Source organism: Streptomyces sp. NPDC029836, assembly GCF_055574495.1.
Genome location: NZ_JBVHZI010000008.1, coordinates 63,241 through 85,374 on the forward strand (window position 1 = coordinate 63,241; position 22,134 = coordinate 85,374).

Sequence of the window (22,134 nt, forward strand, 5' to 3'; positions counted from 1 at the left end):
GAGGCGGCGGACCGTGCCACAGGGCGCCGAGGGCCGTCCTACTTGAACTTGCCGCTCACCGCGTCGAAGATCCCCTTGGCCTCCGGACCCAACCGCGGTCCGGCCAGCCAGCCGGCCTTCGCCGGACCGATCGAGGTGTTCGACACCAGCGCCGGCTTGCCGTCGGCGCCCGCGGCGACCCAGCCGCCCCCCGAGGAGCCGCCCGTCATCGTGCAGCCGATCCGGTACATCACCGGTTCCGCCGCCTTCAGCGTCAGCCGTCCCGGCTTGTCCGCGCACTGGTACGCCTTCTGCCCGTCGAACGGAGCCGCCGCCGGGTAACCCGTCGCCGTGATGCCCGCGACCTTCCCGACGGCCGGAGCCGCGAAGTCCACCGGAAGCGCCGTACCGACGGTCTCCTCCAGCGACTTGCCGCTGCCCTTCTCCGGCGTCACGTGCAACACCGCGAAGTCGTACGGGGCACCCGCGCCGCCCGTCGGACCGCCCGTGGCGATCCACTGGTCGGACGTCTGCGCCCAGTCGCTCCACCACACGCCGTACGGAGCCACCTGCTCGCGCGGCGCGCCCTTCAGCGCGGCCGCCGGCTTGCCCGTGTTGTTGTACGAGGGCACGAAGGCGATGTTGCGGTACCAGCCGCCGGCCTTGCCCGCGTGCACGCAGTGGCCCGCCGTCCAGACCATGTTGGACTTGCCCGGGTGGGCGGGGTCCTTCACCACGGTCGCCGAGCAGACCATCGAACCCTCGGGGCCGTCGAAGAAGACCTTGCCCGACGCGGGGACGCTGGAGTGGTACGGAGCGGCGGCGGGCTTCGCCGTCACCGCGGCCGGGGTCGGGTCGGTGACGCCCTGGTCCTTGCCGGCGTCCGGATCCACGGCCGGCCGCTGCGGCTGTTCCGCGTCACGCATCCGGTCCGGGTCCCACAGCCCCTCGATGATGGGGTTGATGTAGTCGCCCGCCTCGCGGAGCCAGTCGTCCTTCTGCCAGTTCTTCCACTCGCCCCCCTTCCACTTCTCCAGGTCGAAGCCGTGCTGCTTGAGCTTGTCCTTGAGCTCGTCCGGGATCTTGATCCCGGACGGGGCGCCGGAAGGCAGGTTCACAGCCACGGTCGGCTTGGCGTCGCCGCCGGCCTCCCCGTCGCCGGGTCCGCAGGCCGTGGCGGTCAGCGCGAGCGCGGCCACGCACAGGATCGCGGTGACCGGTCGGTTCGGTCGCATGTCGTCAGTCCCCCTGGTGTTTCGAGGTGTTCGAGCGGAATGGATCGGGGTGGCGTGCAGCCCCCCACTATGCCGCCGCCCCTGAGGACGGCGGCGCCCGGGTCCGCGGTTCCTGCGGTCCGGCCCGTCGTGGGCGTCCTCGTCGTCCCGTCGGCCGTGCTCGGCCGTGCGGATCCGGGGCCGGCGGGTCGGCCGTTCGTCCCGAGCACCCGGCACGCGGTCTTGTCCGATCGCGGCCAAGGATCTTCGGGCCACCCGTGATCCGTCGCCTCCCCCGTCGTTGGTACGTACGGGGGATGGTGCACCAGCGTTCATGTTCGAGACGCAATCCGGAAGGGAATTCCGTGCGGGAGGACCGACAGACGTGGCCTTGACCGAGCCGGCCGCAGCAGCGGCCTCCGTGCCGCCCCAGGGAGCGCGGGGCCCCGTCGTGGCGGAGGGCATCCTCCGCAGACAGGCGCTGCGGGAGTCCGCCGCCCGGACGTACGCCCGTTCCCTGCCCATCGTTCCCGTCCGCGCCCGCGGGCTGACCATCGAGGGAGCCGACGGGCGGCGCTACCTCGACTGCCTCTCCGGCGCGGGCACCCTCGCCCTCGGGCACAACCACCCCGTCGTCCTGGAAGCCATCAGGGGAGTCCTCGACTCGGGGGCCCCGCTGCACGTCCTCGACCTGGCCACTCCCGTCAAGGACGCCTTCACCACCGAGCTCTTCGCGAACCTGCCACCCGAACTGGCCGCCGACGCCCGCATCCAATTCTGCGGCCCCGCCGGTACGGACGCCGTCGAAGCGGCGCTGAAACTGGTGCGCGCCGCGACCGGTCGCTCCGGACTGCTCACCTTCACCGGCGCCTACCACGGCATGACCGCCGGAGCCCTGGACGCCTCCGGGCACGCAACCGACGTACGGGTGACCCGACTGCCCTACCCGCAGGACCACCGCTGCCCCTTCGGCATCGGCGGAGCCGAGGGCGCACGGGTCGCCGCGCACTGGACGGAGAACCTGCTGGACGACCCCAAGGGCGGGGTACCCGCCCCCGCCGGCATGATCGTCGAGCCGGTGCAGGGGGAGGGCGGCGTCCACCCGGCCCCCGACGACTGGCTGCGCCGCATGCGGGAGATCACCGCCGCCCGGGGCATTCCACTGATCGCGGACGAGGTGCAGACCGGCGTCGGCCGCACCGGTGCCTTCTGGGGCGTCGACCACGCCGGGGTCGTGCCCGACGTGATGGTCCTGTCCAAGGCCATCGGCGGGAGCCTGCCGCTCGCCGTCATCGTCTACCGGGCCGAACTCGACGTCTGGGCACCGGGCGCGCACGCCGGCACCTTCCGGGGCAACCAGCTCGCCATGGCAGCGGGCACCGCGACCCTGGCCCACGTACGCCGCAACGGCCTCGCCGAACGCGCTGCCGTCCTGGGCGCACGCATGCTGACCGCGCTGCGCGGGCTCGCCGCCGACGAGCCGTGCGTCGGGGACGTCCGGGGGCGCGGCCTGATGATCGGCATCGAGCTCGTCGACCCCGGGACGGGCGCCGCCGCACCCGACCTCGCCGCCGCCGTCCGCCAGGCGTGCCTGGACCGGGGCCTGATCGTCGAACTCGGCGGCCGCCACTCCAGCGTCGTCCGGCTGCTGCCCCCGCTGACCCTGACCGACGAGCAGGCGACGGCCGTCCTGGACCGCCTCGCCGACGCCGTCCCCGCCGCGGCCCGCCGCCCCCACTGACCCGCACGCGAAGGACCCCGATGCCCGACCCGACCCCCACCCCACCCCCCGCCGGCCCCACCCCGAGCCTCGCGCCCCGCTCGGCCACCCGCCCCCTCCCGCCGGACCCCGCCGGCTCGGCGGCGGACCGCCCGCCCGCCACACCGGCGGCGCCCGCGGAACCTGCCGGCCCGGTGGTCGGGGAGGCCCCGGCCGCGCCGGGGGAGCCTGCGGGTTCCGGTGCCGGGGGTGTGGGCGCCGCGCGGGCGGTCCCTACGGTGGTCCCGCCGGGTCGTGTCGGTCCGGCTGTGGGGCGGGTGGTCGCTGGGCCGGCGGCGGCTTCGGCCCGGTCGCCTGAGCGCGCGGGCCCGGTGGTCGGGGAGGTCCCGGCCGTGCCGGGGGAGGCTGCGGGTTCCGGTGCCGGGGGTGTGGGCGCCGTGCCGGCGGGGCCTGAGGTGGTCCCGCCGGGTTGTGTCGGTCCGGCTGTGGGGCGGGTGGGCGAGGCGCCGGCGGCGGCTTTCCTGTTCCTCTCGGAGCCTGCCGGGTCCTGCCCGGAGACGGCAGTTGTCGCACCGGCAGCGGCTTCCGGCACGCCCTCAGCATTCGTCGGATCTGTCGCCGGGCGAGTGGCAGCCACGCCGGTGGCGGCGTCTGTTCCGCTGGCGGAGCCTGCTGGATCCCGCGCCGGAGCATCCGCCGTGGTGCCGTCCCCCGGGGCGCTGTCCTCGTGGGCCGGTGAGCCGCCCGTATATCCGGAGTCATCGACACGGGTTCAGGCGACCGCAGCCCCGGAGAGTGAGGTTCGGCCCTCCGTCGTCGCGCCGCCGTCCGGAGCCTTGTCGTTCTGGGCGGGGGAGTCTTCCGATTTCTCTGTGTTGCCTGCTGTCGCTCACGAGCAGCCCGTGCCGCCAGGGCTCCGAGTCGGGTCGTCCCTCGACGCATCGACTCCCGGAACGCTGTCGTCCCCGGCACCGGAAGCTGTCCCCTCACTGGAGTTGTTCGCCACTGCCCAGGCACCCATGACCGCCGGGGCTCACGTCCCGCTGACCACGGTCGCATCAACGTCCGTCGACTTCTCGGGCCTCTTCGAGGAGGAACACGCAACACTGCGCGCCGTGGAGCCCTCCGGCCCGTCCCCACAGGCCGGGTGTGCGCCCGTCACGCCGTCGAGCCTGTCCACCCCACTCGTCCTCGCCGAGGAGCCCGCTCCCTTGCCAGCGACCACCTTCGACGCGGAGCCCGCTCCCTCAGTAGCGGAGCTCGCCATGCCGCACCCGCAGACCGCGACGCACCCAGCCCCGTCCTCAGACGCAGCCTCCGGCTCCGGGCGCGTCAGCGCGGCGGCCCCCGCCCCCGCGACGCCCCCAGCCCCTTCCCCGGAGCCGGCACCGGCCATCGGGCCCGCCGTCGCGGCAGTCCCCACTCCGGCGACGCCCCCGGCCCCTTCCCCGGAGTCGGCACCGGCCATGGGGCCCGCCGGCGCGGCAGGTTCCACCCCCGCGACGCACCGAGCTCCTTCCCCGGAGGCAACCCTCGCCGCCGAGCCCGCCGGCGAGGCTGTCCCCGCCCCCGCGACGGCCCCCGCTGCCGCGACGCGCCCATCCCCCTACCCGGAGCCAGCGCCGACCGCCGAGCCCGCCGGCGCGGCTGTCCCTGCCCCCGCGACGCGCCCAGCCCCTTGCCTGGAGGTAGCCTCGGCCGAGCCCGCCGGCGCGGCTGCCCCCGCCTCCGGGACGCACCCTGCCCACTTCCGGGAGCCGGCCTCCGGCGAAGCGCCCGTCGGCGCGACGAGCCTCACCCCCGCGACGGCTCCCACGCCCGAGGCGCCACCCGCTCCAGCCCCCCCGGCGCACCCAGCGCCCGCCGACGCGACGAGCCCCAGCCCGGCGACGGCCCCCACGCCCGGAACGCCGCCCGCCTCCGCCTCCGGCGCGGCCCCCACCCCCGCCTCCGGCGCGGGCTTCGGCGTGGCGGAGGTTCGGGCGGGGGTGGGGGTGCCGCGGCAGAAGGACGGGGTGCCTCGGGAGCGGGCGGGCGGGGTCGGGCCGGACGGGCCCGAAGCGGCGGCGCTGCCCGACCTGCTGGACCACGCCGACCCGGCCGTCGCCGCCGACGCCGCCACGGTGGAGAACCTGCTGCGGTGCTGGGTCCGGGAGAGCGGCATCCACCGTCCCGACGGGCCCGCCGGCCCCCTGCTCCGCATCCCCCTCCCCGCATCCGGCGTCACCCTGCTCGTCCCCGTCCGGTACTGGTCCCCGGCGGGCTGGCACCGGTTCGCGCCCGTCCGGATCGAGGGCGCCCCCGTCACGGCCTCCGCCCTGGACGCCGTCACCGTCGCCGCCCTGCTGGCCCGCGAGGGCACCGGCCGCGCCGGCGTCGACCTCGTGGGCCGGGTCGCCGACTCGGTACGCCGCACCGCCGAGTTCATCGCCGACCGGCGCCACCGCCCCACCGCCCCCGCCCCCATCGACACGGACCGCTTCCTCACCGCCGAACAGTCGCTCCTCCTCGGCCACCCCCTCCAGCCGGACCCCAAGAGCCGCGAGGGGCTCTCCGAAGCCGACGTACGCCGCTACTCACCCGAACTGCACGGCTCGTTCCCCCTTCACTGGTTCGCCGTCGCACCCGCCGCCCTCGCCACCGATTCCGCCTGGACCGAACGCGGCCGTCCGGTCTCCGCCCCCCAACTGCTCGCCCGCCTCGCCCCGGGGCTCCCGCTGCCCGTCGGCACCACCGCCCTTCCCCTGCACCCCTGGCAGGCCCACGACCTCCTCCAGCGCCCCGCCGTCGCCGCCCTCCGCGACGCCGGACTCCTCACCGACCTCGGCCCGCACGGCGCCCCCTGGTACCCCACCTCCTCCGTCCGCACCGTCCACCGCCCCGGCAGCCCCGCGATGCTCAAACTCTCCCTGGGCCTGCGCATCACCAACTCCCGCCGCGAGAACCTCCGCAAGGAACTCCACCGCGGTGTCGAAGTCCACCGGCTGCTGCGCACCGGCCTCGCCGAGCAGTGGCAGGCCACCCACCCCGGCTTCGACATCGTCCGCGACCCGGCCTGGGTCGCCGTCAATGCCCTGGACGGCACTCCCGTCCCAGGACTCGACGCCCTCCTGCGCCACAACCCCTTCCGTCCCCACGACGACGCCGTCTGCGTCGCCGCACTCACCTCCCTGCGCCCCTGGCCGGGCCGGGCCGGCATGCGGTCCCGGCTCGTCGACTCCGTCCTCCGCCTCGCTTCCGCCACCGGACGCTCCACCTCGGCCGTGTCCACGGAGTGGTTCCTGCGCTACCTCGACCACGTCGTCCTGCCGATCCTCGCCTTCGACGCGCTCGCCGGCATCGCCCTCGAAGCCCACCAGCAGAACACCCTGGTGATCCTCGACCCGGCCGGCTGGCCCGTGGGCGGCCGCTTCCGCGACAACCAGGGGTACTACTTCCGCGACTCCCGTCGAACGGAACTGGAACGTCGACTTCCCGGAATCGGCAGTACCAGCGACACCTTCGTTCCCGACGCCGTCACCGACGAACGCTTCGCCTACTACCTCGGCATCAACAACGTGCTCGGCCTCATCGGCGCCTTCGGCGCACAGAGGCTGGCCGACGAACGGGTGCTCCTCGCCGCGTTCCGGCGCTTCCTCGGCAAGGCCGCGCACCTGGGCCCGCTGCCCACGCAACTGCTCGACTCACCGACCCTCCGATGCAAGGCGAACCTGCTCACCCGCCTCGGCGGCCTCGACGAGCTCGTGGGCCCCGTGGAGACCCAGTCCGTCTACGTCACGATCACCAACCCCCTCCACACCTGACGCGCGCCTCACCGACCCGGAGAAGAGCCGATGCCCTCCACCGAAACCCCCACCGGTTCCCTCGCCGCACCGGTCTCCAACCCGGACTCCGGGCGACGGCTCGCCGCCGGCCTGCTCCCCCTGCTCGCCGAGGCCGATCTCCTCGATTCCCCGGCCGGTTGGGGCGCGGTGGCCACTCCGATCGGTGCCTTCCGCCTCGAAACCGTCCGCCCGGACCGTGACCTGGAACTCCTCGCCGGCTGGATGAACGACCCCGAGGTCGCCGCCTACTGGGACCTCGCCGGACCCGCCACCGTGACCGCCGCGCACCTGCGCGCCCAACTCGACGGAGATGGCCACAGCACCCCGTGCATCGGCCTGCTCGACGGCACGCCCATGAGCTACTGGGAGATCTACCGGGCCGACCTCGACCCCTTGGCCCAGTACTACGCGGCGCAGCCCCACGACGCCGGTCTCCACCTGCTCATCGGAGAAGGCACGAACCGCGGCCGCGGTCTCGGCGCCACCCTGCTGCGCGCCGTCGCCGACCTCGTCCTCGACAACCGACCCCGGTGCACGCGCGTCATCGCCGAACCCGACATCACCAACACCCCCTCCGTATCGGCCTTCCTCACCGCCGGCTTCCGCTACGCCGCGGAAACCGACCTCCCCGAAAAGCGCGCCGCCCTGATGTTCCGGGAGCGAGCGCTGCGCAACCTTCTCTGATCGCCGCACCACACTCCGCGAACGGGTCATCCGCTCCGATCGAGAGAGCCGATCCGACCGATGCGACCGGTCCGACCATCTTCGCGGCATCCGTCCAGTAACACCTCTCCCTTCGAAAACTCTGCGCGACGCAGCAAAGTTCCCGATCCTCGAGGAGTCCCGTGCCGAATTTCCCCGCCACCCCCGACTCCCCGGAGCCCGCCCTGCTTCCGTCGCCCGAGCGCCCCGGCACGCCCCCCGAACTCAACCGCCCCACCTGGGACTTCGCCGCCCGACGACTGCTGGCGAAGATGCTCGGAGAGTTCGCGTACGAGGAGATCATCAGCCCCGTTCCGGCCCCGGCCGCCGCCGGAGACGCCTGGACCCTGACCCTGGACGACGGCAGCAGCCCCGGGTTCCGCGCCCACCGCCGCGCCTACGGCAATGGCAGGTCGCCCCCGACACCCTCAGCCTCACGCTGCTCCACTTCCTCCACCGCTACGGGACCGTCTTCTCCCCGCACGGCGAGAAGACGATCGCGATCTTCGACGAACAGGACGTACCGGTCCGCATCGCGGTCAAGGACCTCGTGGACGACATCGACATCAGCCGCACCCCCTCCCCGAGCACGCCTCCATGCCGGACGACGTCCGGGCGGCACTGCTCACCGAGCCGCCGGCCTTCCTCACCCAGTGCATCCACTCCAGGCTGTTCATCGGCGTCTTCCGCTACCCCTCGGCGATCTGCGAGGACCGGCTCGCGGTCCCCGAGTGCGACTTCTGGTCCCTCGTACGGGCGGAAATCCCCCGCCTCCAGGCACACCTTCCCGAGCTGAAGAACCGCCGCGAGCAGTTCGACCTGCTCACCGAGCGGATCGAGCGGCTCTGCCTGAACCGGAACCGGCTGCACGAGGACGGCTACCGCGACCGCCCACAGCGCCCGCACGCGGTCAGGCACCGCACGGTGCCCAACCCCCTGCACCCGATCGTGACCGCTGATCGATGCCACCACTGTCGGTGGCGCCCCGTAGGGTTGGCAGTGCTATGACGAAGCCCTCCCTCCCCGACCTGCTGCACGCCGCCGTCTCCGCCGTCGGCGGCACGGAGCGCCCCGGCCAGGTGGCCATGGCGGAAGCCGTCGCCGAAGCGATCGACGACAACTCCCACCGGCTGATCCAGGCCGGTACCGGCACCGGCAAGTCCCTCGGCTACCTGGTGCCGGCCCTCGCGCACGGCGAACGCGTGGTCGTGGCGACGGCGACGCTGGCCCTCCAGCGCCAGCTCGTCGAGCGCGACCTCCCGCGCACGGTGGAGGCGCTGCACCCGCAGCTGCGCCGCCGCCCGCAGTTCGCCATGCTCAAGGGCCGGTCCAACTACCTCTGCCTGCACCGCCTCCACGAGGGCGCCCCGCAGGACGAGGAGGAGGGACTCTTCGACCAGTTCGAGGCGGCCGCCCCCACCAGCAAGCTCGGCCAGGACCTGATCCGGCTGCGCGACTGGGCGGACGAGACCGAGACCGGCGACCGCGACGACCTCACCCCCGGCGTCTCCGACAAGGCCTGGAGCCAGATCTCGGTCTCCTCGCGGGAATGCCTGGGCGCGACGAAGTGCGCGTACGGGGCCGAATGCTTCGCGGAGTCCGCCCGTGAGCGGGCCAAGCTCGCGGACGTGGTCGTCACCAACCACGCGCTGCTCGCCATCGACGCCATCGAAGGGGCGCCGGTGCTTCCGCAGCACGAGGTACTGATCGTCGACGAGGCTCACGAGCTCGTCTCCCGCGTGACGGGCGTCGCCACCGGCGAGCTCACGCCGGGCCAGGTGAACCGGGCCGTGAAGCGGGCGGCCAAACTCGTCGACGAGAAGACGGCCGATTCCCTCCAGACCGCGTCCGAGTCCTTCGAACGGGTCATGGAGCTGGCGCTCCCGGGCCGCCTGGAGGAGGTCCCCGAGGACCTCGGCTACGCCCTGATGTCCCTGAGGGACGCGGCGCGCAACGTGATCTCCGCGATCGGCGCCACCCGCGACAAGTCCGTCCAGGACGAGGACGCCGTCCGCAAGCAGGCTCTGGCAGCGGTGGAGTCCGTCCACTCCGTGGCGGAGCGCATCGTGGCCGGATCCGAGTACGACGTCGTCTGGTACGAGCGCCACGACCGGTTCGGCGCCACCCTGCGCGTCGCCCCGCTCTCCGTGTCCGGGCTGCTGCGCGAGAAGCTCTTCGAGGACCGCTCGGTGGTCCTCACCTCCGCCACCCTCAAGCTGGGCGGCGACTTCAACGGGATCGCCGCCTCGCTCGGCCTGTCTCCGGAAGGGGTCGAAGGGGAGGACGTCCCGGTCTGGCGGGGCCTGGACGTCGGGTCCCCGTTCGACTATCCGAAGCAGGGCATCCTCTACGTCGCCAAGCACCTGGCCACGCCGGGTCGGGAGGGCACCCGCGGCGACATGATGGACGAGCTCGCCGAACTGATCGAGGCGGCGGGCGGCCGCACGCTCGGCCTCTTCTCCTCGATGAGGGGGGCCAAGGCCGCTGCCGAGGAGCTGCGCGGCCGCCTCGACAACCCGATCCTGCTCCAGGGCGAGGAGACGCTCGGCGAGCTGATCAAGACGTTCGCGGCGGATCCGAAGACCTGCCTGTTCGGGACGCTGTCCCTCTGGCAGGGCGTGGACGTGCCGGGTGCGAGCTGCCAGCTCGTGGTCATGGACCGGATCCCGTTCCCGCGCCCCGACGACCCGTTGATGAGCGCGCGGCAGAAGTCGGTCGAGGAGCACGGGGGCAACGGGTTCATGGCCGTCGCCGCCACGCACGCGGCCCTGCTCATGGCGCAGGGCGCGGGCCGACTCGTCCGTGCCTCGGGCGACCGCGGTGTCGTCGCCGTGCTGGATCCGCGGCTGGCCACGGCCCGCTACGGGAGCTTCCTGCGCGCCACGCTGCCGGACTTCTGGTACACCACGGACCGCAACCAGGCCCGCCGTTCCCTGGCCGCGATCGACGCCACGGCGCAGGCGGACGGCAAGTAGGACCGACCGACAGGGACGCGAACGCGCTTCCCGGCACGAGCTGGCTCCGGAGCACCGGCTCCGGAGCGCCCCCGATTCCGCCGGATCGCGTCGAATCCGGGCATGCGACAGCTCCGGGACCGGCGCAGTGGGTCCCGGAGCCGACTGAGGGGCGGCGGAGTCAGACCCGGCGCAGTACGGCGACGACCTTGCCGAGGATGGTGGCCTCGTCACCAGGAATGGGCTGGTAGGTGGCGTTGTGGGGGAGTAGCCACACGTGACCGTCCTCCCGCTTGAAGCGCTTGACGGTGGCCTCGCCGTCCAGCATCGCGGCCACGATGTCACCGTTTTCCGCGACGGGCTGGCGGCGGACGGTCACCCAGTCGCCGTCACAGATCGCGGCCTCGATCATGGAGTCGCCCACGACCTTGAGGACGAAGAGCTCCCCGTCACCCACCAGCTGGCGGGGCAGCGGGAACACGTCCTCCACGGACTCCTCGGCGAGGATGGGGCCGCCGGCCGCGATCCGGCCGACCAGGGGAACGTAGGACGCGGCGGGCTTGCCGGTGGTGTCCGTCGGCTGCGAGCTGGGCTGGTCGGAGCCGCGCACCTCGTAGGCGCGGGGACGGTGCGGGTCGCGGCGTAGGAAGCCCTTGCGCTCCAAGGCCATCAGCTGGTGCGCCACCGATGAGGTGCTGGAGAGGCCGACCGCCTGGCCGATCTCGCGCATCGACGGCGGGTAGCCGCGGCGCTGTACGGAGTCGCGGATGACCTCGATGACCCTCCGCTGCCGATCCGTGAGCCCGGAACTGTCGGCGCGGATGCCTGGAGGTCGCCCTGGCAGCGACCGTGCGGGGCGTACGGGCTCCGCCTCGGGGTTCGGACTTGCGTCGTTCATGGCATGCACCGGCTCAAGTCGGCTCTGGGAGCGGTTCTGGGCAGTGATGGTGGCACTGTCTGCGGTGGTGGTCACGTCGGCCCCTCTCGAAATGTTCTCCCTAGCTGGACAACGGTAGTTGCTTTCGAAAGGTTGCGCCAAACACACGTTCGAGTGAAAAATCGAGGATCGTTCGCCTGGCGTAGAGGGCTGGGTGTATGGCTGGGCTGAACGGGCGATAGACCGACCGGGTCGCCGATATCGACCCGCTGAATCCGTTCGATCGTCACGTTCCGTGACCATCGGCGAGCGTCGCGCGACCGCCCCGAGGCGCCGGGTGGCCGTCGTGTCGAACGCGGGTTCGGCTCCGCGCTCCGTCCTTACGGTACCTTTTCCATTGCGGCCACCGCCGTGGGGGTCGATGTCCAGTTTGGCACCGGCGGGCCCCGTCACCGCCCGTCGGGCGCCGCGACACGCGGAGTGGTGGAAATCCATTCCAACCCAAGATCTAGTGGTTGGATGAGCGCCGCCGCCCACAAGTTGTGGTCCCCGGGTCGGTCACGGTCTCCGGGATCGCATATGCTGGGAGCTGCTTCATGAGCCCCCGGCAGGGACTCGTCCTTGCCGTTCAGGGGCCCATGGGGTGATTCGGTCGTGCCACAAGAAGGGTGAAGGAACCATGCACTGCCCCTTCTGCAGGCACCCCGACAGCCGGGTCGTCGACAGCCGCACCACCGATGACGGAACGTCGATCCGTAGGCGCCGTCAGTGTCCCGACTGCTCCCGTCGCTTCACGACGGTGGAGACGGCCTCACTGATGGTGATCAAGCGCAGTGGGGTCACCGAACCTTTCAGTCGTAGCAAGGTCATCTCTGGTGTCCGCAAGGCGTGCCAGGGACGGCCGGTCACCGAGGACGCCCTCGCCAAGCTCGGCCAGCGGGTCGAGGAGGCGGTGCGCGCCACCGGCAGCGCCGAGCTGACCACCCATGACGTGGGTCTGGCCATACTCGGCCCCTTGCAGGAGCTCGACCTCGTCGCGTACCTGCGGTTCGCATCCGTTTATCGAGCGTTCGACACCCTTGAAGACTTCGAGGCCGCCATCGCGGAGCTCCGCGAGCCCCGGCCTCCCCACGAGTGCGAGCCCGGAGGGACCCCTCGGGTCGTCCCCGTGCCCGCCTCCGCCGCCGACTGACCCGACGGGCCGCACCTCGGCGCGGCCCGGCCCGTCGCTCGGCAGGGCGAGATTCGTAGATACAAGACACACAGCACCGTGCCGCGGAATAGCGATGGCACTTTAGGGCGTTTTTGCCCGCATATGGGAGGAAGCGGCATGACAGAGACGGCGAGCGGCTCGGCGCGAGGTTCCCGCACCAAGGGGACCAAGGCTGCCAAGAGCGGCCTGCGTATCGAGCGCATCCACACCACCCCGGGCGTGCACCCGTACGACGAGGTGAGCTGGGAGCGCCGTGACGTCGTCATGACCAACTGGCGCGACGGCTCGGTGAACTTCGAGCAGCGCGGCGTCGAGTTCCCCGACTTCTGGTCGGTGAACGCGGTCAACATCGTCACCAGCAAGTACTTCCGTGGTGCGGTAGGCACCGCGCAGCGCGAGACCGGTCTGAAGCAGCTGATCGACCGGATCGTGAAGACCTACACGAAGGCCGGCGAGGACTTCGACTACTTCGCCTCCCCGGCGGACGTCGAGATCTTCGAGCACGAGCTGACCTACGCGCTCCTGCACCAGATCTTCAGCTTCAACTCCCCGGTGTGGTTCAACGTCGGCACCCCTCAGCCGCAGCAGGTCTCCGCCTGCTTCATCCTCGCCGTCGACGACTCCATGGAGTCGATCCTCGACTGGTACAAGGAAGAGGGAATGATCTTCAAGGGCGGCTCCGGCGCCGGCCTGAATCTCTCCCGCATCCGCTCCTCCAAGGAGCTCCTCTCCTCCGGCGGCAACGCCTCCGGTCCCGTCTCCTTCATGCGCGGCGCCGACGCGTCCGCAGGAACGATCAAGTCGGGCGGCGCCACCCGCCGCGCGGCCAAGATGGTCGTCCTGGACGTGGACCACCCTGACGTCGAGGACTTCATCGCCACCAAGGTGAAGGAGGAGGAGAAGATCCGCGCCCTGCGCGACGCGGGCTTCGACATGGACCTGGGCGGCGACGACATCACGTCCGTCCAGTACCAGAACGCCAACAACTCGGTCCGCGTGAACGACGAGTTCATGACGGCCGTCGAGAACGGCACCGAGTTCGGCCTGCGGGCCCGCATGACCGGCGAGGTCATCGAGAAGGTCGACGCCAAGGCGCTCTTCCGCAAGCTCGCCGAGGCCGCGTGGGCCTGCGCCGACCCGGGCATCCAGTACGACGGCGTGATCAACAACTGGCACACCTGCCCCGAGTCCGGCCGAATCACCGCGTCGAACCCGTGCAGCGAGTACATGCACCTGGACAACACGTCCTGCAACCTCGCCTCGTTGAACCTGATGAAGTTCCTCGACGACGACGGCAAGGGCAACCAGTCCTTCGACGCCGAGCGCTTCGCCAAGGTCGTCGAGCTGGTCATCACCGCGATGGACATCTCCATCTGCTTCGCGGACTTCCCGACCCAGAAGATCGGCGAGAACACCCGCGCCTTCCGCCAGCTCGGCATCGGCTACGCCAACCTCGGCGCCCTGCTGATGGCGACCGGCCACGCGTACGACTCGGACGGTGGCCGTACCCTCGCCGCGTCGATCACCTCGCTGATGACCGGCACCGCGTACAAGCGTTCCGCCGAGCTGGCCGCCATCGTCGGCCCGTACGACGGCTACGCCCGCAACGCCGACTCGCACAAGCGCGTCATGAAGCAGCACGCCGACGCCAACGCCGTCGCGCCGCGCACCGACGACCTGGACAACATCATCTGGGCCGCGGCCACCGAGGCCTGGCAGGACGTCCTGCGCCTCGGCGAGAAGAACGGCTTCCGCAACTCCCAGGCCTCCGTCCTCGCGCCGACCGGCACCATCGGTCTCGCGATGTCCTGCGACACCACCGGCGTCGAGCCGGACCTGGCCCTGGTCAAGTTCAAGAAGCTCGTCGGCGGCGGCTCGATGCAGATCGTCAACGGCACCGTCCCGCAGGCCCTGCGCCGCCTGGGTTACCAGGAGGAGCAGATCGAGGCGATCGTCACGCACATCGCCGAGCACGGCGTGGTCGTCGACGCCCCGAGCCTGAAGCCCGAGCACTACTCGGTGTTCGACTGCGCCATGGGCGAGCGTTCCATCTCCGCGATGGGCCACGTGCGCATGATGGCCGCGATCCAGCCCTGGATCTCCGGCGCGATCTCGAAGACGGTCAACATGCCGGAGACGGCGACCGTCGAGGAGATCGAGGAGATCTACTTCGAGGCGTGGAAGCTGGGCGTCAAGGCGCTCGCGATCTACCGCGACAACTGCAAGGTCGGTCAGCCCCTCTCCGCGAAGAAGAAGGAAGCGGAGAAGACCGAGGTCACCGAGAAGGCCGAGGAGACCATCCGCGCGGCGGTCGAGAAGGTCATCGAGTACCGCCCGGTCCGCAAGCGCCTGCCGAAGGGCCGCCCGGGGATCACCACCTCCTTCACGGTCGGTGGCGCCGAGGGCTACATGACGGCGAACTCCTACCCGGACGACGGTCTGGGCGAGGTCTTCCTGAAGATGTCCAAGCAGGGCTCGACCCTCGCGGGCATGATGGACGCCTTCTCCATCGCCGTGTCCGTGGGCCTGCAGTACGGCGTCCCGCTGGAGACGTACGTCGCGAAGTTCACGAACATGCGCTTCGAGCCGGCCGGTATGACGGACGACCCGGACGTGCGGATGGCGCAGTCGATCGTCGACTACATCTTCCGTCGCGTGGCGCTCGACTTCCTGCCCTTCGAGACGCGCTCGGCCCTCGGCATCCACTCCGCCGAGGAGCGTCAGCGTCACCTGGACACCGGCTCCTACGAGCCGATGGACGGCGAGCAGCTGGACACCGAGACCCTCGCCCAGTCGGCTCCGGTCGCCGCCGTTCCGGCCGCCCCGAAGCCGGTCGCGATCGTTCCGGTCCCGGCTCCGAAGACGGCGCACAGCAACGCCGAACTGGTCGAGATGCAGCTCGGCGTCTCCGCCGACGCCCCGCTGTGCTTCTCGTGCGGTACGAAGATGCAGCGCGCCGGCTCCTGCTACATCTGCGAGGGCTGCGGCTCGACCAGCGGTTGCAGCTGATCCGCGCCAGACCGTACGGGACGCGACATGTGACGTAGCCCGCGCGGACAGCTGATCGACAGCTCACGAAGGGGACCGACCTACGGGCGGTCCCCTTCGTCGTATCCGCGACCGGAGCGGTGCAACGGCTGCCCGCGGGTGGGGCCTTGTCGGCGGCGCCGGGCCGTGGCATGCTCCCCGACATGATCAACAGAATCGAGTCGTCAATCCGCCGATGAGCGGGACGACCGGGACGACAACTCCCGGATCACCCACCACCCTGTTCCAGCACGCGCTGTGGCTGCACCGGCGGTTCCCGGACGAGCCGCTGCCGCGAAACGGCGAACCGTATCCCGACGAGGCGACGTACCGGCGCCGGCCCCTGACCGAACCCGCCGACCGCGACAGGGCCGAGCGGGACGCGGCGGCCCACGTCGACGCGCACTTCGCGCGCCGCGCCGCCCCTCCCGTCGAGCTGGCCGAGGTCGTTCACGGCCTCGGAATCTCACACCTCCCCGAAGATCACATCGTCGCGGCGGCCGCACGGGCGGCGGACCGCGAGCAGGCCCGTGTGACCGGCCGGTGGCTGGTGCGGCACGGCACCGACCGGGCCGTGGTCATGATCGGGCTCGCCCTGCTGACCGCCTCCGGTACGGACGACGACATCCCGCTGATCCGGACCATCGGGCTGCTCTCGCGGGGCTTCGGGCCGTGGGCGGCGCGCGCTCTGGAAGGCCTGCCGGGTGGGGTCGGGGCCCTGTTCTGGCTCGCCGAGCGGGTCACCGGCTGGGGGCGCGTCCACGTCGTGCACGCCCTGTGCGGGCTCGACGACCCGGCCATCCACCCGTGGCTGCTGCGCAGGGCCTTCGACGGTGACTTCCTCAACGCGTACTTCGTGGACAGGTTCATCGAGGTCGCCCGACCCCACGAGGTGCTCGACGAGCTCGACGACGACATCGGGATGGTCGACCACACCGGTCGGCTGCTGTACCGGATGACAGTGTGCTCCGGAATGGGGATGACCCTCGGCCACTACCCGCACGCGGCAGCGGTACTGGACGCGCATTCCCGGCGGGTGGGCTCGCTGGGACCGGACCTCGAGCGCTACTACATGTGCGCGCTGCTCGCCCAGCACCTGACGGTCGTGTCGCCCGAGGACGTCGGGTGCTCCACGCAGCAGCGGGAGGAGTTTCGGTCGAGGTACCTCGCGGTCCTCGACCGGGACGACTGGGCCGGGGTCGCACGTGCGGGTATCGCCGCGGAGGACTACGGAATGCGCTGGCTGGCGAACCACCGCGATCCGCGGCTGAGGCTGCGCGCGTTCCCCGACCGCGTCCCACCGGAGCCCGAGGCGTAGCGCCCGGCGGGGGCCGGCCGGCTCCGCGACGCGGTCAGGTCCTCCGGAGGGCGGGCTGGTCGTGCGGGCCGGCCGCGGCGATCATGGTGCGGGGTGTGCGCCACGGGGTGCGCCCCCGGAACGTCACGCGGGGGAGTGGGGGAGCCATGTGGAGCGGTGACGAGCTGGACCTGGACGCGTACCTGGTGCGGATCGGCCTGGGCAACGGGGACGGAACCGGGCCGGTGGACGGAAGCGGCGGCGGGCGGGGCCGCGGAACCGGTACCGGGGCGCGGGAACTCCGTCCGGACCTGGAGACGTTGTACGCAGTGCACCGGGCCCACACCGCCTCCATCGCCTTCGAGAGCCTGGACGTCCTGTTCGGCCGCCCCGTCGAACTGGACGTCAAGGCCCTGGAGGACAAAATCGTGCACGGCCGTCGCGGCGGCTACTGCTACGAGCAGAACTCGTTGCTGGCCGCTGCCCTGGAGCGGATCGGCTTCGAGGTGTCCGGGCGCGGAGCCCGCAACCGTACTCGGGGCGATGAGCTGCTCGCGGTGACGCACGCCGTCCTCGTCGTCGCCATCGACGGTCAACCGTGGCTCTGCGACGCGGGCTTCGGCTACCAGGGCCCGTGCGAGCCCGTACCGCTCGCACGGCCCGGCCGCGAGGTCCGCCAAGGGCAGTGGACGTTCCGGGTCCGCGCGGAGGAGGACGGGATCCTCGTCCTGTGCGCCCTGCGCGCCGGGGCCTGGCGCGACCTGTACGCCTTCTCCCCGCAGCGCTACCACCCCGTCGACTACGTCGTGCTGAACCACTACAGCTCCTCCCACCCCCGCTCCTCCTTCGTCGGCCGGACCCTCGTTCAGCTCCCCGGTGACGCCGTCCGCCAGACCCTGGTGGGCAGCGAACTCACCCGCCTCCACCCCGACGGGCGCACCGAGCGGGAGGCCGTCGCGGCCGAGGACCTGATCGGGCTCCTCGACCGGGAGTTCGGGCTCCGGCTGTCCGATCGGGACGCGGCGGAACTGGTCCGGATCCACCGCTCAAGGGACTGACCCGGGCCGGGCCCGGCCCGTACGATGGCGCGGTGCTGGTCAAGTGGATTCGCTGCACGGTGACGGACCGACGCGGGTTCGAGCGCGGGCAACGCAAATGGGCGGGGCTGCCCGGGGAGCCGGGATTCCGCGGGCAGGGCGGCGGCTGGAGCCGGGGCCGGCAGGGCGTCGCGCACGTCTTCACGTTCTGGGAGAGCCGCGCCTTCTACGACTCCTTCATGGCCCGCTCCCACGACCGGCTCGCGGCCTCCCAGAACGGCACCTACACCCACGCGCGCGTCACGCTGTTCGACCACCGCTTCGACGTGAAGACCGGCTTCCTGCCCCGGTTCAGCGACGCCGACGTGGTCCGCGTCGCGCACACCCGGGTGCGGGAGGGCCGCGAGGAGCACTTCACCCTGATGCAGGAGAAGGTGTGGAACCCCGCCATGGCGGGCTCGCCCGGCATGGTCCGCGGGCTCTTCGGTGAGGCGCCCGGCCGCGAGTTCCTCGTGCTGTCCATGTGGCGGGCGGCGGCGGAGCACGGCAAATACCGGCAGGAACGGGTCGAACGGCTCTCCCTGCGCGCCCAGACCGAGGCAGACGTCGAAGCGCTCACCGGCGACGTCGTGGACCTTGAACCCGGCTGGACCGTGTGACCGTACGAAGGCCCCGCCGCCCGGCCCGGCGCGCCCCGGTCCGCGCGGCCGCCGGTCGGCGAATAGGGTCGTGGGATGGTACGACCACGGCGCATCGTCCTTGTCCGGCACGGGGAATCGGAGGGGAACGCCGACGACACGGTGTACGAGCGTGAGCCCGACCACGCCCTGCGCCTGACCCCCAAGGGCCGCGAACAGGCCGCCGAGGCCGGCGTCCCGCTGCGCGCCCTCTTCGGCGACGAGTACATCAGCGCCTACGTCTCGCCCTACCGCCGGACCCTGCAGACCTTCCGGGAACTGCGCCTCGATCCGACGCGGGTCCGGATGCGCGAGGAGCCGCGACTGCGCGAGCAGGACTGGGGCAACTGGCAGGACCGGGACGACGTACGCCTTCAGAAGGCCTACCGGGACGCATACGGGCACTTCTTCTACCGTTTCGCCCAAGGGGAGTCGGGCGCCGACGTGTACGACCGCGTCGGTTCCTTCCTGGAGAGCCTCTACCGCAGCTTCGAGGCCCCCGACCACCCCGAGAACGTGCTCCTGGTGACGCACGGACTGACGATGCGGCTGTTCTGCATGCGCTGGTTCCACTGGTCGGTGGCCGAGTTCGAGGCCCTGTCCAATCCGGGGAACGGCGAATACCGGGTGCTGCTCCTCGGCCCGGACGGCCGGTACCGGATGGACCGCCCGTTTGAGCGCTGGACCACACCCGAGCCTTATGACCTGGACGGCTAGAGTGACGCGCGATGACCGCTGAAACCACTCCCGAATGGCGCTATGCACGCGCCCTGTCCAGCCTCCGAGGGCTGGCCCTGGGGGACGCCCTGGGCTCCCAGTACTTCGTCCCCGTGAACTACCCGCTGCTCAAACGGCGTGAGCTGCCCGTCGGCAGCGGCGCCTGGCAGTGGACCGACGACACCGAGATGGCCTGCTCGGTGGTCGCCGTGCTCGCCACGCACGGTCGGGTCGACCAGGACGCGCTGGCGAGTTCCTTCGCCACCCACCACGACTTCGACCGCGGTTACGGCCCCGCCGTGAACCGCATGCTCCGGCTGGTCAGGGAGGGCGCGGACTGGCGCACGCTGGCCGCCGAGCTCTTCAACGGGCAGGGCTCCTGGGGCAACGGCGCGGCGATGCGGATCGCCCCGCTCGGCGCCTGGTACGCGGACGACCCCGAGCAGGCCACGCACCAGGCGGAGATCTCCGCCTACACCACCCACCAGCACCGCGAGGCGGTGTGCGGGGCGATGGCCGTGGCCGCCGCGGCCGCGCTGGCGGCCTCCCCGCAGGGCCCGCCGACGGCCGCCGACCTGCTGGACGGGGTCATCGCGCTGGTTCCGCGCAGTGCCGTGGGTGCGGGGGTGCGCCGGGCGCGGGACATGCTGGACTACGGCGACGCGACGACGGTCGCGGCGGTCCTGGGCTGCGGCCGGCGCACCAGCGCCCACGACACGGTGCCGTTCGCCCTGTGGTCGGCGGCCCGGGCTCTGGACGACTACGAGAGGGCGTTCTGGACCACCGCGCAGGTCGGCGGGGACGTGGACACCACCTGCGCCATCGTCGGCGGGGTGCTGGGCGCTCGCGGCGACGAGGTGCTGCCGCCTGCCTGGCTGGCCCGTACCGAAGCCCTGCCGGCCTGGCTTCCGGAGCAACCGGTCCGGGCGGGTTAGTCGGGTCGGTCGGTCCGAGCCGGGGGTCGGTTCGGCGGGTCGGTTCGGTGGAGCCCGCGAAACTTGCCGACGCCGTACGAGGGCCCGGGGCGCCGCCCCGCGCCCGGGCCCCCGTACGTCTGGCTGCGTCAAGGGCTTCGCGATTGCGAGCGCATGGCGTGGGTCGGGTCGTCGGGGTTTCCGGGACGGCGTGGGCGGATCCGCCCAGCGGTTGACCCATGCCCTGCTCCTGCGAGGGACTGCGGGAGCGTACTTGCCCGGAATCGGATGGTCCGGTTGCGGCCGGGGTAACTCCGGTGACGACGACGTGTCGCAGCATGGTGTGCGGTCGCGAATCAACGGGTGAGGTCGAGGGGCCTGGATCGGCCGGTAACCTCGTCGCAGCTCCTGCCACGCGCCTCCTGAGCGGCCGCTCACCCGGGCGGCCGGAGGAGCCGCCCAGGAGGGCCCGTAGGCATGCCCGGGGCGGACCGGGAGCGGCTGGACGTGGGCCGGGGTGTGCAGGCGGCCCGGGGCGGCGTAACCTTGCTGGCGCCATGCCGTACGAAGCACCCACCCACACCGTCGAGCGCTCCCTCCGCGCAACCACCGGGGCCAAGGTCATCGCCGGGGTCGACGAGGTCGGACGAGGGGCCTGGGCCGGTCCCGTCACCGTCTGCGCGGCGATCACCGGCCTGCGCCGCCCGCCCGAGGGACTCACCGACTCCAAACTCCTCACTCCGCGAAGACGCGACGCCCTGCTCGACGTCCTGGAGGACTGGGTCACCGCCCACGCCCTCGGGCACGCCTCCCCCGAGGAGATCGACGAGCTCGGGATGACCGCCGCGCTGCGACTCGCTGCGGTGCGCGCCCTGGAGGCCCTCCCGGTGCGGCCCGACGCGGTGATCCTCGACGGCAAGCACGACTACCTCGGCGCACCCTGGCGGGTCCGCACGGTGATCAAGGGCGACCAGTCCTGCGTCGCCGTCGCCGCGGCTTCGGTGATCGCCAAGGTCCGGCGCGACCGGATGATGGCCGAACTCGGTGAACAGGGCGACGGAATAGCGGACTTCGCTTTCGCCGCGAACGCCGGCTATCCCTCGCCCGTGCACCGGGCCGTGCTCGAAGAGCGCGGCCCGACCGCCCACCACCGTCTCTCGTGGTCGTACCTCGACGCACTGCCGCAATGGCGCCACCTCAAGAAGGTGCGCCGCAGCGAAGAGGCGGCGGCACTGGAAGACGGAGGCCAACTCGGCTTCGATTTCTGATCGCACCGACGTGCCACCCCCCGGTACGTTTCGTACCGGTGTTTGATAAACATCAACTCCTGCCTCTCACCCCCGCCATCGAGGAGCCTCAGATTCACGAGAGTGCCCAGGGTCCCCGCGTCACGCCGGCCGCCGGCCGCACCGCGCAGACCCCCCGCCCCGTACCTGGTCCGCGTTCCGCCGCCGTACCCCGGCCCGGACGCCCCGGTCCCGCCCGGCCCGCCCCGCCCGCGCAGCGCGCGGCGCAGGCCGCCCCCGGACCTGTCTCCGCAGCCCCCACCACCCCGTCCGTCTCCGCGGCGGTGCCGCAGGTCCAGCTGATCCCGGCGTCCGCCGAGGGTGCGCTGGACGCGGCCGACGAGGCCGTCGACCTGCTGCTCGACACCGGGCGCGCGCCCGGCGACATCCTGGTGCTCACCACCGGCGACCCGCACCCGTGGGCCGCCCATGAGCTGTCCTTCGGCGAGGCGTCGTACTGGGCCCAGCACGAGGCCGGGGACGACGTCTTCTACGCGGACGCGGCGCAGGCACAGCGCGCCGCCGGCCGTCCCGTCGTGGTCTTCGCGGCCAACGGCGGAGCGGTCGAAGCCATCACCGCCGCGCTGCCGGTCGCGCTCACGCGTGCCGGGACGCTGCTGATCGTGTGCGGCGACGCGCAGCAGATCAACTCCGTGCTGGGTGCGGGCGTCTGACGCCTCGTACCGCGCACGGTCC

15 protein-coding genes and 1 pseudogene are annotated in these 22,134 nt (G+C 72.1%); 14 read left to right on the forward strand and 2 right to left on the reverse strand.

Annotated features, from left to right (window positions below):
* Nucleotides 1-38 precede the first annotated feature (38 nt).
* A complete protein-coding gene (locus tag ACZ4XJ_RS23025; RefSeq protein WP_468497183.1) occupies nt 39-1,214 on the reverse strand; it encodes a trypsin-like serine peptidase in 1,176 nt (391 codons plus the stop codon).
* 364 nt (nt 1,215-1,578) lie between these two features.
* On the opposite strand from ACZ4XJ_RS23025, the gene ACZ4XJ_RS23030 reads away from it, so the two are divergent.
* From ACZ4XJ_RS23030 to ACZ4XJ_RS23050, 5 genes and pseudogenes are all read left to right on the forward strand, one after another.
* On the forward strand, nt 1,579-2,934 hold the full coding sequence (locus ACZ4XJ_RS23030) for a diaminobutyrate--2-oxoglutarate transaminase family protein (RefSeq protein WP_362879284.1): 1,356 nt from the start codon (nt 1,579-1,581) through the stop codon (nt 2,932-2,934).
* 1,994 nt (nt 2,935-4,928) lie between these two features.
* Nucleotides 4,929-6,716 (forward strand): IucA/IucC family protein, encoded by a 1,788-nt coding sequence (locus ACZ4XJ_RS23035; protein WP_468497184.1) that lies wholly within the window; start codon nt 4,929-4,931, stop codon nt 6,714-6,716.
* Nucleotides 6,717-6,746: 30 nt separating this feature from the next.
* The gene (locus ACZ4XJ_RS23040) at nt 6,747-7,421 is read left to right on the forward strand and encodes a GNAT family N-acetyltransferase (RefSeq protein WP_468497185.1); all 675 of its coding nucleotides are present in this window, start codon (nt 6,747-6,749) and stop codon (nt 7,419-7,421) included.
* Nucleotides 7,422-7,878: 457 nt separating this feature from the next.
* Nucleotides 7,879-8,447, forward strand: a pseudogene (locus tag ACZ4XJ_RS23045) (IucA/IucC family C-terminal-domain containing protein); the annotation flags it as partial.
* Nucleotides 8,444-10,414, forward strand: a complete 1,971-nt coding sequence (locus ACZ4XJ_RS23050) for an ATP-dependent DNA helicase (protein ID WP_468497186.1) — start codon at nt 8,444-8,446, stop codon at nt 10,412-10,414. The pseudogene ACZ4XJ_RS23045 and the gene ACZ4XJ_RS23050, both read left to right, overlap by 4 nt.
* A 160-nt stretch (nt 10,415-10,574) precedes the next feature.
* On the opposite strand, the gene lexA is transcribed toward ACZ4XJ_RS23050, so the two are convergent.
* Nucleotides 10,575-11,366 carry a transcriptional repressor LexA gene (gene lexA / locus ACZ4XJ_RS23055; protein WP_468497187.1) on the reverse strand — a complete coding sequence of 264 codons (792 nt, stop codon included), beginning with the start codon at nt 11,364-11,366 and terminating at the stop codon, nt 10,575-10,577.
* Nucleotides 11,367-11,949: 583 nt separating this feature from the next.
* On the opposite strand from lexA, the gene nrdR reads away from it, so the two are divergent.
* The 9 genes from nrdR to ACZ4XJ_RS23100 all read left to right on the forward strand — a co-directional run bounded on the left by nrdR (nt 11,950) and on the right by ACZ4XJ_RS23100 (nt 22,112).
* Nucleotides 11,950-12,462, forward strand: a complete 513-nt coding sequence (gene nrdR, locus ACZ4XJ_RS23060) for a transcriptional regulator NrdR (protein ID WP_362879274.1) — start codon at nt 11,950-11,952, stop codon at nt 12,460-12,462.
* 138 nt (nt 12,463-12,600) lie between these two features.
* The gene (locus ACZ4XJ_RS23065) at nt 12,601-15,492 is read left to right on the forward strand and encodes a vitamin B12-dependent ribonucleotide reductase (protein WP_468497188.1); all 2,892 of its coding nucleotides are present in this window, start codon (nt 12,601-12,603) and stop codon (nt 15,490-15,492) included.
* Between the two features lie 214 nt (nt 15,493-15,706).
* A complete protein-coding gene (locus ACZ4XJ_RS23070) occupies nt 15,707-16,828 on the forward strand; it encodes a hypothetical protein (RefSeq protein WP_468497189.1) in 1,122 nt (373 codons plus the stop codon).
* A gap of 146 nt (nt 16,829-16,974) precedes the next feature.
* Nucleotides 16,975-17,865: an arylamine N-acetyltransferase family protein gene (locus tag ACZ4XJ_RS23075; RefSeq protein ID WP_468497190.1), complete on the forward strand. Its 891-nt coding sequence runs from the start codon at nt 16,975-16,977 to the stop codon at nt 17,863-17,865.
* Between the two features lie 32 nt (nt 17,866-17,897).
* Complete coding sequence (locus ACZ4XJ_RS23080) at nt 17,898-18,503, forward strand: YdbC family protein (protein ID WP_362879266.1); 606 nt, start codon at nt 17,898-17,900, stop codon at nt 18,501-18,503.
* 75 nt (nt 18,504-18,578) lie between these two features.
* Entirely contained in the window at nt 18,579-19,238 is a 660-nt protein-coding gene (locus ACZ4XJ_RS23085; protein WP_362879264.1) for a histidine phosphatase family protein, read from the forward strand.
* A gap of 11 nt (nt 19,239-19,249) precedes the next feature.
* The gene (locus ACZ4XJ_RS23090; protein ID WP_362879263.1) at nt 19,250-20,173 is read left to right on the forward strand and encodes an ADP-ribosylglycohydrolase family protein; all 924 of its coding nucleotides are present in this window, start codon (nt 19,250-19,252) and stop codon (nt 20,171-20,173) included.
* Between the two features lie 536 nt (nt 20,174-20,709).
* Complete coding sequence (locus ACZ4XJ_RS23095) at nt 20,710-21,420, forward strand: ribonuclease HII (protein ID WP_383993541.1); 711 nt, start codon at nt 20,710-20,712, stop codon at nt 21,418-21,420.
* 59 nt (nt 21,421-21,479) lie between these two features.
* Nucleotides 21,480-22,112, forward strand: coding sequence for a hypothetical protein (locus ACZ4XJ_RS23100; RefSeq protein WP_362879360.1), 633 nt, complete (start codon nt 21,480-21,482; stop codon nt 22,110-22,112).
* Nucleotides 22,113-22,134: the final 22 nt, after the last annotated feature.